The sequence below is a fragment of the Enterococcus sp. DIV0574 genome, assembly GCF_051711125.1.
GTDB classification, from domain to species: Bacteria; Bacillota; Bacilli; order Lactobacillales; family Enterococcaceae; genus Enterococcus_D; species Enterococcus_D gallinarum.
The window spans coordinates 169,135-183,587 of sequence record NZ_JBIOMA010000001.1 but is presented as its reverse complement, the minus strand read 5'-3'; the positions used below and the strand labels follow the sequence as shown (position 1 = coordinate 183,587).

Genomic DNA, 14,453 nt, shown 5'->3' with positions numbered 1-14,453 from the left:
GCCCCTTTATAACTAATTTTCTTGTAACACGTATTTTTGTTCCCGTAGCGCTTTGACAAAATCTTGAATCTCTAACAGCCAAGTGCTTTCTTTCATCACAGCAGGAATCTGAAGTTTGATTGTCATCTGCTCGTGATCGACACCCATCGTCGCTTTAAGCTTGGTCGCTTTCAACGCTTCAAACAGCTGTTCGACAGAATAGTTTTTGGTGCCAACTTTACTTAACGTTAGGATCACTGTTTGCTGCTGTTTACGGATCGTATCTAACAATGCCCGATCCCCATTCATTTTGATTTCTCCGACAGTTAATAGGTGAGCCACTTCGACCGGATATTCTCCAAAGCGATCAAGCAGATCATCCTGCAGCTCATCCACCGCTTCTTGAGAATCCAATTCACGGATGCGTTTATAAATTTCAATTTTTTGCCGTTCATCTTCTATATAAGAAGTTGGCAGATACGCATCGATGCCAAGATCGATCTCAACCGTTGTTTTCTCCGCTTGTGTATTTTTCCCTTGTTTACGCGCCACGGATTCTGACAGCATTTGAGAGTACATATCAAACCCAACAGCATCAATAAATCCGTGCTGTTGCGCCCCCAAGAGATTTCCTGCACCTCGAATCGAAAGATCACGCATCGCGATTTTAAATCCGGAACCTAATTCTGTAAAGTCTTTGATTGCCTGGAGCCGCTTTTCACTGACTTCGTTCAAAATTTTTTGCTGTTCGTACATAAAATAAGCATACGCAACACGATTGCTTCGACCGACACGACCTCGCAATTGATAAAGAGTAGACAAGCCCATGTAATCCGCATTTTCTACAAATAATGTATTGGCGTTCGGAATGTCGACCCCAGTTTCGATGATCGTGGTTGTCACCAACACATCGTATTGTCCTTCGATAAAATCAAACAATGTGTTTTCTAGCTGGATTTCTGTCATCTGCCCATGGGCATACCCAATACGCGCATCTGGAACTAACGCTTGGAGCTCTTCGACTTTACGTTCAATCGTATCTACTCGATTATAGAGATAAAAAACTTGTCCTCCCCGTGCCATCTCCCGCAAAATAGCTTCTCGAACTGCACCTGGATTCATTTCCATCACATAAGTTTGAATAGGATAGCGATTTTCCGGTGGCGTTTCAATCACAGAAAGATCCCGCACCCCCAACATGGACATATGCAGTGTCCGGGGAATCGGGGTAGCCGTCAATGTAAGAACATCGACTTGCGAGCGTAATTGTTTCAAGCGCTCTTTGTGTTTGACGCCAAAACGCTGTTCCTCATCGATCACCAATAATCCCAGATCTGCAAACTCTACATCTTTAGACAGCAGGCGATGCGTGCCAACTAAAATATCAATTTGGCCCTTTTTCACTTGCTCGATCGTTTCCGTTTGCTGTTTCTTCGTTCGAAAACGGCTTAACAAACCAACATTGACTGGAAACCCTTCAAAGCGATCCAGCATTGTTTCATAATGCTGTTGTGCTAAAATCGTTGTCGGCACCAGAAAGGCTACTTGCTTACTCTCTTTGATGGCCTTGAAAGCCGCCCGCAATGCCACTTCTGTCTTCCCAAAGCCAACATCTCCGACTAATAAGCGATCCATTGGTTTTTCTTTTTCCATATCACGTTTGATCTCCGCAGTGCTGCGTAATTGATCATCCGTCTCAGAGTAAGGAAAGGCATCTTCAAATTCTTTTTGATAGCCATCATCAGGCTGAAACGCGTAACCTTTCTCCGATTCGCGTTTTGCGTATAAAAGAATGAGATCATCTGCAATGTCCTCGATTTTTGCTGAAACTTTTCGTTTCGTTTTCGCCCACTCACTGCCGCCTAATTTATTGATCTTTGGCGTTTTAGATTCAGAGGCAACATATTTTTGAATCAGATTCAACTGGGTAACTGGAATAAACAGCTTATCATCATTTTGGTAGAGGATGGTCATGTAGTCTTGGTGTACACCATCTACTTCCAGCGTTTCCATACCAATGTATTTACCAATCCCGTGATTCGCATGGACGACATAGTCGCCGGCTTTTAATTCATTGTAACTCTTCAATCGCTCCGCATTGGTCACATTTTGACGCCGCGTACGTTTCTTGTTGATTTTTTGGAAGATTTCCTTTTCTGTGACAATGACCAACTTATCTTGGGGCATTTCAAACCCGCTTTGCAGTGTTTCTACAACGATTTGCGTTCGACCTGTAAAGAGTCGATCTGCTGTGGTTTGTACTGCGTAAATGGAGTGATCACGAAAATCTTGTTCCAATTTTTTTGCTCGTTCTGAATCACTTACTAAAAAGACAACCGTTTGTTGTTGTTTCTCCCAGCGATCTACTTCAACTTTCAGCAAACCCATTTGGCTGAAAAATTGTTGCATTGGTCGATATTGAAAATTGTGGATCGCTTGAAAACGAAGATTTCCCATCCCCTTTTGAAAAAGCGAGAAGAAACTTGTAGAAAATTGTTCTTTTTGAATCAGCTGCTGGACATCTTGCCCGAAAGATTGCTCAGAAAAAACGCGAAGTTCTGCAATTTTTTGTGTATGCCACTCAGCTTCTTCTCGTTCAATCTCGCGGTTTGTCTCCATAATACGAGCATAATCATCGATCATCAGCAGTGCATCTTTTGAAAAATAATCCAAAATGCTCGTCGGTTGCTGATACAAAAGATCCGCATAATAACGAGCATTCTCGTCAGGTATGCCACTTTGCCAAGCCGATGCTAATTGACCAAAATAATCTTCTAAAAAGTTTTTATCTGTGGTCTCTTTCACTACAGCGAGCCGTTTCTTCAGCAACTCTTGCAGAACTTTTTGTCCATGAGCTAAATCAGCTGGCGAAAACACTAATTCTGTTGTGGGAACAATCGTTACTTCTGACAACGTTTCTACTGAACGCTGTGTTTCCACGTCAAAAGAGCGCATCGAGTCGATCTCCACATCGAAAAGCTCGATCCGCACCGGATATTCAGCTTTCAAAGGATAAATATCCAAAATGCTTCCACGAATACTAAATTCACCAGGTTTGCCAATCATTGATTGCCGCTCATACCCCATCAATACCAATTGCTGCGGCAACTGATCTAAATTGATCTCATCCCCCACATGCCAAGAAAATTGGTAGTTCAGCCAAGTATCTTTAGCAGGCAGATATTTCCGCAATGCAGCGATCGGCATGACGTAAATTCCTTTTTTTCCGGTAGCGACAGCATTCAATGCTGTCACTCGCTCCGCTCGAGCTTCTGGTGAAGCAAACGCCATTTCGGCCGACAACACTTCATCCACCGGAAAGACATACACGTCGTCAATAATATTCCGCAAATCTTCGGCAACTTGATTGGTATAATAAAGATTTGGTGTAACAACAATGACTTGCCGATCAAATTTCTGATAAGCTCCGGCAAAAGCTAATGTTTTTGCGGAACCTGCTAAGCCAGTCAATAGCTGCCGAGATGCGTGATCCGTTAATTGTTGGTGCCAGGCAGCGACTTGCGGCACCTTATTTATTAGTTCAATCAGATCCATACAGGTCCTCCTTAATTAAATCGATTCATTGTGGCAAGAAAATCACCGGTGGTCAAGTAATCGATACTTGCTGCTGCTGCTTTATCCAAGCTTTGCAGAATCATCGGCTGGTCTTCTTTAGCAAAAGGACTTAGAACGTGATCGACCACTGTCCGGCCTGGCTGTGGTCGATCGATCCCTACTTTGATGCGATCAAATACAGATGTACCAAGATGGGAAATCAAGCTTTTCATCCCGTTATGCCCCCCCGCACTGCCTTTTTGCCGCAAACGAATTTTGCCTAACGCTAAATCAAGATCATCATAGATAACCACGATCTCTTCAGGATAAACTCCATAATAAGTCATTAAAGGCCCTACTGCCCGGCCCGATTCATTCATGAAAGTCTGAGGTTTGACCAACATGATTTTTTCACCGTTCATAAAAAATTCAGCAATTTCTGCTTCAAAAGCTGATGATTTAAAAGTAGCTTGGTATTTCTCCGCTAACGCATCGACTACCATAAACCCAACATTGTGTTTTGTTTTTTCGTATTTTTTGCCTGGATTTCCCAGACCTATAATCATTTTCATTTTTTGATCCGCTCCATTTTTTCAAAAAAATTACCACCACAAAATACTGGGCACGATAATTCTGCCCAGTAAAAACGTTCACTACGATTATAACACATAACGGACTGTTACCGTGTCTTTCCTTTGCTCAGAATTTCTCTTTCTTAAAAAAATCATTAGAAACCTTGATTTATCCTAATTCCTACAGGATAACAAAGAAAGCATTTACAAATGAAACAGCAAAAATATCTGTAACATTGTTGAGCAAATCACATGACAAAATCGCTTGAAAGTGTTAGGATATTACCTAGTAAAACAAATATGCGGAAGGAATGATACACAAATGACTGCTAAGACAAATAAAAAAGATCACCAAAAGATAATCCTTGTTGGAGACGGTGCGGTTGGTTCCAGTTATGCATTTGCGTTAGTCACTCAAAATATTGCTCAAGAAATAGGGATCATTGATATAAATACAGCAAAAACAGAAGGAGATGCTATCGACTTATCTCATGCGTTAGCATTTACCTCACCCAAAAAAATCTATGCTGCCACTTATGCAGATGCACATGACGCCGATGTCGTGGTGATCACAGCTGGTGCGCCACAAAAACCTGGCGAAACTCGCTTGGATCTAGTCCACAAAAACTTAAAAATCAATCGTGAAGTAGTTACACAAATCGTTGATTCAGGATTTAACGGTATCTTCCTTGTCGCTGCAAATCCAGTAGATATTCTTACCTACTCAACATGGAAATTCTCAGGTTTTCCAAAAGAGCGCGTAATCGGTTCAGGAACTTCACTAGATTCTGCTCGTTTCCGTCAAGCGTTAGCTGAGTTGATCGATGTTGATGCACGTAATGTCCATGCTTATATTTTAGGGGAACATGGCGATTCAGAATTCCCAGTTTGGTCTCATGCAAATGTTGCCGGATTGCAAATTTATGAATGGGTCAAAAACAACCCCGATATTGATGAAGAAGCAATGGTTAACTTGTTCTTCAGTGTTCGTGATGCAGCTTACACAATCATTGAGAAAAAAGGTGCTACTTTCTATGGTATCGCTGTTGCCTTGGCTCGTATCACTCGTGCCATTTTGGATGATGAAAATGCAGTACTGCCGCTTTCTGTCTTTATGAATGGCGAATACGGATTAAAAGATATTTATATCGGTGCCCCTGCTATCATTAATGCCCAAGGAATCCAAAAAGTAATCGAAATTCCATTGACGGATGGAGAACAAGATCGAATGACTGCTTCTGCAAAACAATTGAAAGACATTCTAGATGAAGCTTTTGCGAAACTAGATGCGGAAGACAATCAATAAAACGATTGCTATAAGCCACTTACAAGAGTCTGTAACATAAGACCGAACAAGAAAGAGATCCTTTGAATCAAGATGCTTCGTGTACTTTGATCCAAAGAATATTGCGTAAAGCTGCTGTGCTTTTATCACACAGCAGCTTTCGTTGAATCACTTCTTGGTTGCTGTCCTATGAGCAGACTCTTTTTATAATTTAAGAATTCTCTATTTTTTCATGGAACTTTCACTTAATCAATTCGCTTTTCTTGTAGAATATGGTATGATTTAGCCGATCTATCATTTTTAAATCATCATAAAAGGAGCCTTTAAATGACACGATCCAACAAACACACACATACTCAGAGTAAGACGAAAAAGATCGTTTTGATCGCTATCGCTGCCGTTCTAGTCGTGATTGCGGGCGGATACACTTATCGAAGTACATATTATCAAGACCGTTTCTTGCCAAATACCTCGATCGATGATATTGACATCAGCAATAAAACGGTCGCTGAAGCCAATGATTTGTTGCATGACCGTTACAGCAAACAGTCTTTTACAATCAAAGAAGGCAATACGGATTGGAAAACCATCAATTTGGCTCAATTTGGTTTGCAAACGGATTTTACAAAAGAATTGGAAGATTTGAAAGATGAACAAAACCAGTGGACATGGGGAATGGCCTATGTATCTGCTGCAGAAGATAAAAAACTAGGTACCGTTTCTGTTGATCAACAAAAGTTGACAAGTGAAACAGCCACAATCAAAGAGGCTTTGGAAACCTTAAATGAAGGTCGGACCGCTTCTAAAGATGCCACATTGAAAAAAGGAGATGATGGCTTCTCGATTGAACCAGAAGTTGTTGGTGATGCCATTGACGTCGAACAAACTGTCGCGGATTTACAAAAAGCAATTACTAGCGGTGAAAGTGAATTGGATTTGACTGCGTATCAAAAGAAACCTAGCGTTACTTCTGATGACAAAGAACTAGCAAAAGAAATGGAATCATTGAATAAAATTGCTCAAGTAAATGCTAATTATTCCATCAATGGCTCAACTTTCCAGATTCCGACCGCAACAATCATGGATTGGCTCTCTTATAAAGATGGAAAAACCACGATTGATGAAGAAAAAGTACGGAATTATGTAGCAGACCTAGGGAACCAATACAACACAAGCACCAATGCTTCTACGTTCAAAAGCACGAAACAAGGCGAGGTATCCGTACCAGCTGGGACACTAAGTTGGACGATCCAAACTGATTCTGAAACAAGTGCATTGATCGAAGCCTTAAAGACTGGAGAAGACTTTACTCGTTCCCCAGTGGTCTTGGGTAGTGCAGATCCAAGTGGTCCACTGTTTGGAAACACTTATATCGAAGTTGATTTAAAAAATCAACATATGTGGTATTACAAAGACGGTGCAGTCGCTCTTGAAACAGACATCATTTCTGGAAAACCTAAATCACCCACTCCTACAGGTGTATTTTACGTTTGGAACAAAGAACGGAATGCTACATTGACCGGCGAAGATTATTCTTCTCCTGTTGACTACTGGATGCCTATTGATTGGACCGGCGTTGGGATTCATGATTCAGATTGGCAACCAGAATATGGTGGTGATTTATGGAAGACCCGCGGGTCTCACGGATGTGTCAATACTCCACCAGGTGTGATGAAAGAATTATTTGGTATGGTAGAAGTAGGAACGCCTGTTATCGTTATTTAATCTATATAATCCAAAAAGGACGGAGAATTATTTCTCCGTCCTTTTTTATACCCGATTCTGGTTTCTGATCGTAATCGTCAGTACAAAAAGTAATATGCCCGATACGACCCAAATCGTTCGGTGAAAAAGAAACATACCTAATAAACTGCTGCTGACTGCCCCGAAGAAAAATCCTCCGATAATCATCGCGATATACTTGATCTTATAATCTACAGTAGCATCTTTTTTGAAGAAACGCTGATAAAGATAATCCGCCATTGAACGCAAATTTCCGGTCGTCATCGTCGTTGCATAGGGCATTCCAGCTAATCTGCGATAAGAAGCATATTGGATGGCTGCAAAAAAAGAAAGTCCAGAATCCACAAAGACATTTGGCAATGTCTGAGCAAAAAATCCTAAAAGAAAAATACCAAGTGCTTCAAAGAAGAGGGCTACATTTTGCCAAACAATTCTACCACCTGTTGGGAAACGATGCTGCAAGCCATTAGTCACTATGATCCCTATCAAAAACAGCAAAATTGGCGGTAAATATCTGGCAGCCTGTCCAAACTCTCCAGATGCCAAATTGATTCCTAACAAAATGACATTTCCTGATTGCATACTGGCAAACACTTCTCCATGAAAGAGATAAGTATATGCGTCTAAGAATCCCCCTGCCATTGCTAAGGCAACTCCTACTGGTAGACTTTCATGCACCACGATATCCGGTTGTCGTCTATTCGGATCATTTATTTTACTGCTGTGATCTGCTTGCATCTTTTCCGCCTCTATCTTTACTTTACTATTTCTAGCTGATTGATTGCATTTTAGTTATGGTTGCTGTTAAAAAATAATCTCATTTTCTTTTCTTGCCTCGCTTTTGCCAACTAAGAATCCCCCAACTAAGCAAGACAGCTGTCAGTGCTCCAGCTGAATCGAGCATGACATCTTGGAACAAAGGTGTACGGCCACCGGTCAACATTTGATGGTACTCATCCATCCCTGCATACCCTGTTGCTGCCAACCAGCCAAAGAAAGCTGACAGCCAATAGGGAATTTTTCGATAGCTCAATGATAGAAATAAGCTACCTCCTAATACAAAGTAAGTAAAGAAATGAGCCCCTTTACGAATAAAAAATTCCACAAAAGAAAAATAACCTTTTTCGGCAATACTGATTTCAGATCCTGCATAAGAGAAAGCGAATTTGCTCAACCATTCTTTCAATGGCTCTTCTTTTAACAGGCGAGAAAGCAAACCGACTTGTGATTGTTGTTCATAAGTTTGTGACGAACTAATAAATAAAATCACCATCACAGCTACCGCAATCGTGAAATAAAAATTTGGTTCTTTCCACATTTTTTTCATCATCTCAGCCCCTCATTTTCTAATCTTACCATTTTCAGTATTCTCTGCAACTACTTTTCGAAGGGTGTGCTATACTTATTACCATCTGATAAACGAAAGGAGCAACACCCAAGATGACTTATTCTCTCAACTGGGACCTTGATTCGATTTTTTCAGGCGGCAGCACGTCTACCCAACTGCAAGAACGAATGTCCCAACTAGATGCACAAATCAAAACTTATCGCACAAAAGTAGATGCGTGGCAACCCGACAATGCCTCTCAACCAGAGGAATTAGCTGAATTATTATCATTGTCCGAAACAATCAGTAAAGGATTTTCTCAGTGCAGCAGCTTTATCAATGCATTGCTATCTGCCAACGTTAATGACAATCAGGCAAAATTACTTTCGGGCGATCTCTATGCCAAATTGCCAATGCTACAAGCAGCCGAAACAGTTTTTTCGAAAAAATTGACAGAAATTTCTGATGAATACTGGGAGACACTATTGAAAGAAGAACCCTTTGCGACTATCGCCTTTCGTTTGAGCGAAATTCGTCGCGACGGCAAGGAGCTTTTGTCGGAAGCAGAAGAAACGATTATTAACACACTTTCTTTAGACGGACTAAATGCTTGGAGTCAGCATTATGATACGATTGTTGCTTCGATTGCGATTCCATTTACCCGGTCGGATGGAACAACGATTACTCTTTCAGCTGGTCAAGCTTTCAACAAAATGATGGGTGACCCAGATCCTGAAGTTCGTGCTCAACTATTTGCGGAGTGGGAAAAAGCTTGGGGAGAAAAAGAAGATTTATTTGCCGATACATTGAATCATCTGGATGGATTCCGTCTCTCCAATTACAAACTGCACGGTGTAGATGACTATCTGAAGGAGCCTCTCGAGTATAATCGCCTGCAAAAAGCGACATTAGACGCAATGTGGGGAACGATCCAGAAGAACAAACAACCGATCGTGGACTTTTTGACACGAAAAGCCCAATTATTCGGAAAAGAAAAAATGGAGTGGCAGGATCAAGATGCTCCGATCATTTTAGGTGAAATGAAGGAACGTACCTATACATTCGATGAAGCAGCTGCTTTCATTTTAGAAAACTTTAAAAAATTCAGTCCCAAAATGGCTGATTTTGCGCAAGAAGCCTTTGAAAAAAGTTGGATCGAAGCAGAAGATCGTCCTGGCAAACGTCCTGGCGGTTATTGTACAAGTCTGCCTGAAACAAGAGAATCACGTATTTTCATGACTTATAGTAATTCCGTCAATGAGGTAGCCACTTTGGCGCATGAGTTAGGTCATGCTTTCCATAGTAGTGTTCTTTGGGACTTGCCGCAGCTTAATCAGGATTATGCGATGAATGTGGCTGAAACTGCAAGTACCTTTGCCGAACTAATCGTTGCTGATGCAACATTGAAAGAAGCAAAAACAAAAGAAGAAAAAATCAATTTGTTAGATGCCAAAATGCAAAATGCCATTGCCATGTTCATGAATATCCATGCCCGCTTTATTTTTGAAAACAATTTTTACCAAGCACGGCAAAAAGGGCTGGTTTCTGCTGAACAAATCACAGAAATGATGGTGGCTGCACAAAAAGAAAGTTACGCCGATGGATTAGCTAGCTATCACCCACATTTCTGGGCGGCAAAACTACATTTCTTTATTGATGATGTTCCTTTCTATAACTTTCCTTACACATTTGGCTATCTTTTCAGCATGGGAATCTATGCTTATGCCAACCAAAAAGGGACGAGTTTTGAAGAAGAATATATTGCTTTGTTACAAGACACAGCTTCTATGCCGACGGAAGAATTGGCCCAAAAACATTTAGGCGTTGATCTGACAAAACCTGATTTCTGGCAAGCCGGAATCGATCGGGTCTTACAAGATATCGATACCTTCATGGAGTTGACAGAGGAATATTTATAACAAAAAACAAGCGCAGATTTCTGCGCTTGTTTTTTGTTACTATCAACTATTTAATAGTGTTAATCCGATAGTTAAATACCCCGCATAGAGACACCAAATCAGATAAGGTACAAAAAGATAGGTGGCTCTTTTATCGATTCGGGCAAATAAAAACATACAGACGATGACTGTCAAAACCAATAAGACGATAACCACTGTTCCTACCCAATAAAGATTCCAGCCAAAAAAGACAATACTCCACAAAAAGTTCAACACTTGCTGGATACCAAAGAAGATATAGGCTTGTTTCTTAAATGCTGGATTTACTTTCGCAATGATGAGTAAAAACAAAGCTGTCCCCATAAAGGCATATAAAATCGTCCAAACGATACCAATAATCCCTCCTGGAGGTGCCAAAAACGGTTTGTCCATTTGGGCATACGTCGCAGCAATATCACCCGCGAACAAGCTGGAAATAATCCCAGTAATCTCGATTCCTACCACACAAACAAGCCAAAGCAAAAATTTCATTTCTATCGCTCCCTTTCGTTCTCCACTTTTCTTCCGCTACTCGGTTAAATGAATCTAGCAACGGTTTGCTGCTTTTGCTTTAGTTTCTAATATTATGGTATCATTCCTACCTTCATTTCAAAAAAGTAATGCTCGTCTCAAAGAGATCGTTGGTCGATTTCAGCTCTAGTTGTCTAATAACGACCTGCTATACTTGCTTTGTTGTTGGGCAACATATTTATAAAGCGAACCATAACGGCTCTTGTACCCTTTCTTCCAAGGCTTGTCTTTACCACAAAAATGCAGCAATACAGTATGATTGATGACCCAGTCTAAGTCCCAGTGTCCTAGGCTGATCGTTTCATATGTACGGTTTTTTCTTACATCATAATTATATAGTTGGTCTGGAATTCCCAAGATCCGATCCCCATACAGCCCATTTAGAATATCTTGATCCGGTAAAAATAAATTCAATTGATTCTTCTGAATAAATGCCGCAATTTCTTTTTCTTTTACTTCTTGACGTAACTGAGTCAGATTCATCAGCAAAACGCCCGAATTGAAATATCCTTCAGACTCATAATTTTTGAGACGCACTTTATTGATGACTGTCGTAACCTCTGTTAATTTTGAATGGCTTGCTGCCGCATAAAGATGATCTTCAAGCGGTAATTCATATAGCGGCTGCAAATCGTTGATACACAATATGTCTGCGTCTAAATATAAGACCTTATCTAGATCTTTCGGCAAATAATTTTGGGCCAATAACCGGTAATAGATCGACTCTGGATAACGATCACTGACAGGGGCTTGTTTAAAAATAGATCCTGTACCGATAATGACTGGATGGTAGACAATTCCCAGTCCATGACAAAATTGATTCAATTCCTCTGTCTGAGCAAGTTCCTTCTCTTGTAAAACAAATGCATCCAATCGGCTTGCCGATGTGTGCAACCAAATTGAATAGAGGGTTGTTTTTAATTGTTCTACAAACGTATCGTCAATCGCAAACAGCAGGTTCATACTTTTCTTCACTCCTTAAGCAATCATTGAAAACTGCTTGTATCTATCTTCGTACTATTAGTATACCTGATTCTCAGAATCTATACGAAAACAAACCATTCGGCCATCAAAAACAAAAAAACCAAAGCAGCGAGTACTTTGGTCGTTATGGTTTTCGATGATTTAAAAGATCTGGTTTCATGTCTAACATGGAATACCCGCGAACATCATACCGATTTCGGCTTCTTGAATAATCGATCGGTCTTCCCGATTCTAAATAAATAATCTGCTCTAATTCCAAAACTGGATCATCCGATTGACACTTCAAATATTGACGATCATACTCATCACTTTTCGCTGCTTGAAATGTCCGATAAGCACCGGCAAACTTATAATTCAACTCTTCTAACAAATAATCATATACCGATCGATGCAAGATTTCTTTCGTTAATCCCGTCACTAAATCTACTGGCATAAACGAATGTTCCAAAATATAAGGTTGCCCATCTAATATTCGCAAACGAATCACATGATACACCGGCTCTTCCGCAGCGACCTTCAACATCTCTTGTACTCTGCTATCTGGGAAACAGACTTCGAAGGTAATTACCTGACTTTGCAAATCTCTTTTTTGCATTTTCATCTGGTAACTAAGTCCTTTGTATTCGTTTACAGAAGACGTGTCACGATCCCAAAAAGAATGGTTCAACACTTTCGTCCCAGATCCTCGTTTCGAAAGCAACAGTCCCTCCATGATCAAAATATTGATGGCATTCTTAATGGTCATGCGACTGACACCAAATTCTTTTACTAACTCCGTTTGATGCGGCAGAAAGCTCTCTTTGGGATAAGTTCCATCTTTGATTCTTTTTCGAAGGACATCTGCTATCTCAACATACTTTGGCACAACATTCACCTCACATCCTATTAATTAAAAAAGACTGCGGCATAAGCAACAAAGACGACTACCCATCCTGTTGCTTTAGCCACCAACTAGCAACTAAAGCAACAGGATTGTCATTTTCATTCGTTCGGGTAGTTTCGTCTTGTTCTGACTTATGTCCCAGCCTAATTTTGATCGGTTAGATTTCTTTCAGACGACGATTTTCTTGGATCTGTGCCATCTTCACGAATGGAAGATAGATCACGATCGAGATAATCAAATTAACTGCAGCTAAGATTCCGCCAGCAATGCTTTGTGTTGATAAGATCCCACCAATGATCGGTGGTGTTGTCCAAGGCGCAATAACGGTACATGCTGGTACCAGTCCTGTTGCTGTGGCAAAATATGCAGTTGAAACTAATACAAGTGGTGTCAAAACATAAGGGATGAACAAAATTGGATTCAACACGACTGGCAATCCAAACATCACTGGTTCATTGATCATAAATACCCCTGGAGCCAATGATAATTTCGCTACAGTCATATAGGCTTTATGATGACGAGCAACCAAGAAAATTGCGATCAATAAGCCTAATGTTGCACCGGTACCACCTATATTAACAAATGAATCAAAAAACGGCTTATTTACAATATACGGCAATTTGTCTCCTGCTTCAAGCGCTTTCGTATTCGCTTCGATAGCTGGAATGTTAATCGTTTGCATAAATGGATCGATGATATTTGCACCATGCAAACCAAAGAACCAAAGGAAAGCAGAAATGAACCCTAGTAGCAATGCAGCTGGATAAGAGTTTGCCAATCCCATGAATGGTTGTTGCACAAGCTCATAGAAAGATAGAACCAAACTTGATACACCAAATGCTTGGAAGATTGCTGTGAACAATGCAAAAATCGAAATAGTGATCATTGCTGGGAACAGCGCTGCAAAAGAACGAGAAACTGCAGGTGGTACACCATCAGGCATGTTGATCACTAGACGAGGATTGCCTGCCAAACGACGGAAGATCTCAGTAGAAATAATAGCAACGATCAATGCCAAAAATAATCCTTGTGAACCAAGACCCGCAGCTGTCAGCAAACCATCAGCATCTGTGGCCATTGCACCTAATGCAAAAAAGCTGGCAACTGAAATTGCTCCTGCTCCTAATGCATCTTGGTCATAGCTCTTGGCCAAGTTATAAGAAACTGTGAATGCAATCAATAAAGCTAAAATAGAAAATGTACCTGCAGATAAATTATTGCCAAATGCTTGCCAGGTGCCTTCACCAAAAATACCGTTCATAAAATCAATATAAGCTGGAATAGGCAAATTATTGATCAATACCCCAAAAGATCCCAAGATCATCAATGGCATCGTTACGATAAAACCGTCACGAATCGCAACTAGATGACGTTGTGAACCGATTTTGGAAGCAATAGGAATAAAATGCTTCTCCATAAACGCGATAAACTTATTCATTTTTTTCTCCTTTCAAAAACCATCCTATAATTTAGTGAAACCGATTTCCTCTATAGAATACCACGCTTACATTTATAAGTCTAGTCTTTTTAGTTATAAAACTGAGCATGGATTATACAGTCCTATTCTTTTGCTATAGACAGCACCATTTTTTATTATAAAAATAGCATAAAAATCTAGTTATCCGCATAAAAACTGGACTTATCACACTTTATCAAG

At 40.4% G+C, this 14,453-nt stretch carries 11 protein-coding genes; 3 read left to right on the top strand and 8 right to left on the bottom strand.

What is annotated here, in order from left to right; translation table 11 throughout:
* Window positions 1-12: 12 nt before the first annotated feature.
* Window positions 13-3,534 carry a transcription-repair coupling factor gene (gene mfd, locus IGJ45_RS00880; protein ID WP_003129125.1) on the bottom strand — a complete coding sequence of 1,174 codons (3,522 nt, stop codon included), beginning with the start codon at window positions 3,532-3,534 and terminating at the stop codon, window positions 13-15.
* Window positions 3,535-3,545: 11 nt separating this feature from the next.
* Entirely contained in the window at window positions 3,546-4,106 is a 561-nt protein-coding gene (pth, locus tag IGJ45_RS00875) for an aminoacyl-tRNA hydrolase (protein ID WP_003129124.1), read from the bottom strand.
* Window positions 4,107-4,428: 322 nt separating this feature from the next.
* On the opposite strand from pth, the gene IGJ45_RS00870 reads away from it, so the two are divergent.
* Together IGJ45_RS00870 and IGJ45_RS00865 are read left to right on the top strand one after the other, a co-directional pair.
* Complete coding sequence (locus IGJ45_RS00870; RefSeq protein WP_060815444.1) at window positions 4,429-5,412, top strand: L-lactate dehydrogenase; 984 nt, start codon at window positions 4,429-4,431, stop codon at window positions 5,410-5,412.
* A gap of 306 nt (window positions 5,413-5,718) precedes the next feature.
* A complete protein-coding gene (locus IGJ45_RS00865; RefSeq protein ID WP_113848968.1) occupies window positions 5,719-7,116 on the top strand; it encodes a L,D-transpeptidase family protein in 1,398 nt (465 codons plus the stop codon).
* A 45-nt stretch (window positions 7,117-7,161) separates the two neighbouring features.
* Here IGJ45_RS00865 and IGJ45_RS00860 read toward each other — a convergent pair whose 3' ends face one another.
* The gene (locus tag IGJ45_RS00860) at window positions 7,162-7,872 is read right to left on the bottom strand and encodes a YoaK family protein (RefSeq protein ID WP_003129120.1); all 711 of its coding nucleotides are present in this window, start codon (window positions 7,870-7,872) and stop codon (window positions 7,162-7,164) included.
* A gap of 79 nt (window positions 7,873-7,951) precedes the next feature.
* Window positions 7,952-8,461, bottom strand: coding sequence for a VanZ family protein (locus IGJ45_RS00855; RefSeq protein WP_003129119.1), 510 nt, complete (start codon window positions 8,459-8,461; stop codon window positions 7,952-7,954).
* A gap of 113 nt (window positions 8,462-8,574) precedes the next feature.
* Here IGJ45_RS00855 and IGJ45_RS00850 point away from each other — a divergent pair, with 113 nt between their 5' ends.
* Window positions 8,575-10,380, top strand: a complete 1,806-nt coding sequence (locus IGJ45_RS00850; protein ID WP_311828341.1) for a M3 family oligoendopeptidase — start codon at window positions 8,575-8,577, stop codon at window positions 10,378-10,380.
* Between the two features lie 42 nt (window positions 10,381-10,422).
* On the opposite strand, the gene IGJ45_RS00845 is transcribed toward IGJ45_RS00850, so the two are convergent.
* The 4 genes from IGJ45_RS00845 to IGJ45_RS00830 form a co-directional block, all read right to left on the bottom strand.
* Complete coding sequence (locus IGJ45_RS00845) at window positions 10,423-10,890, bottom strand: TspO/MBR family protein (protein ID WP_060815440.1); 468 nt, start codon at window positions 10,888-10,890, stop codon at window positions 10,423-10,425.
* 165 nt (window positions 10,891-11,055) lie between these two features.
* Window positions 11,056-11,892 carry a glycosyltransferase family 8 protein gene (locus IGJ45_RS00840; RefSeq protein ID WP_113848969.1) on the bottom strand — a complete coding sequence of 279 codons (837 nt, stop codon included), beginning with the start codon at window positions 11,890-11,892 and terminating at the stop codon, window positions 11,056-11,058.
* Between the two features lie 145 nt (window positions 11,893-12,037).
* A complete protein-coding gene (locus IGJ45_RS00835) occupies window positions 12,038-12,778 on the bottom strand; it encodes a GntR family transcriptional regulator (protein WP_003129115.1) in 741 nt (246 codons plus the stop codon).
* Window positions 12,779-12,953: 175 nt separating this feature from the next.
* Complete coding sequence (locus tag IGJ45_RS00830) at window positions 12,954-14,234, bottom strand: PTS sugar transporter subunit IIC (RefSeq protein WP_060815438.1); 1,281 nt, start codon at window positions 14,232-14,234, stop codon at window positions 12,954-12,956.
* Window positions 14,235-14,453: the final 219 nt, after the last annotated feature.

Excerpts from the sequence above, each read along its gene's own strand:
- pth (WP_003129124.1), bottom strand. The coding sequence starts at position 4,106 with ATGAAAATGATTATAGGTCTGGGAAATCCAGGCAAAAAATACGAAAAA.
- IGJ45_RS00860 (WP_003129120.1), bottom strand. The coding sequence starts at position 7,872 with ATGCAAGCAGATCACAGCAGTAAAATAAATGATCCGAATAGACGACAA.
- IGJ45_RS00850 (WP_311828341.1), top strand. The coding sequence starts at position 8,575 with ATGACTTATTCTCTCAACTGGGACCTTGATTCGATTTTTTCAGGCGGC.
- IGJ45_RS00845 (WP_060815440.1), bottom strand. The coding sequence starts at position 10,890 with ATGAAATTTTTGCTTTGGCTTGTTTGTGTGGTAGGAATCGAGATTACT.
- IGJ45_RS00855 (WP_003129119.1), bottom strand. The coding sequence starts at position 8,461 with ATGAAAAAAATGTGGAAAGAACCAAATTTTTATTTCACGATTGCGGTA.
- IGJ45_RS00830 (WP_060815438.1), bottom strand. The coding sequence starts at position 14,234 with ATGAATAAGTTTATCGCGTTTATGGAGAAGCATTTTATTCCTATTGCT.
- IGJ45_RS00870 (WP_060815444.1), top strand. The coding sequence starts at position 4,429 with ATGACTGCTAAGACAAATAAAAAAGATCACCAAAAGATAATCCTTGTT.
- mfd (WP_003129125.1), bottom strand. The coding sequence starts at position 3,534 with ATGGATCTGATTGAACTAATAAATAAGGTGCCGCAAGTCGCTGCCTGG.
- IGJ45_RS00865 (WP_113848968.1), top strand. The coding sequence starts at position 5,719 with ATGACACGATCCAACAAACACACACATACTCAGAGTAAGACGAAAAAG.
- IGJ45_RS00840 (WP_113848969.1), bottom strand. The coding sequence starts at position 11,892 with ATGAACCTGCTGTTTGCGATTGACGATACGTTTGTAGAACAATTAAAA.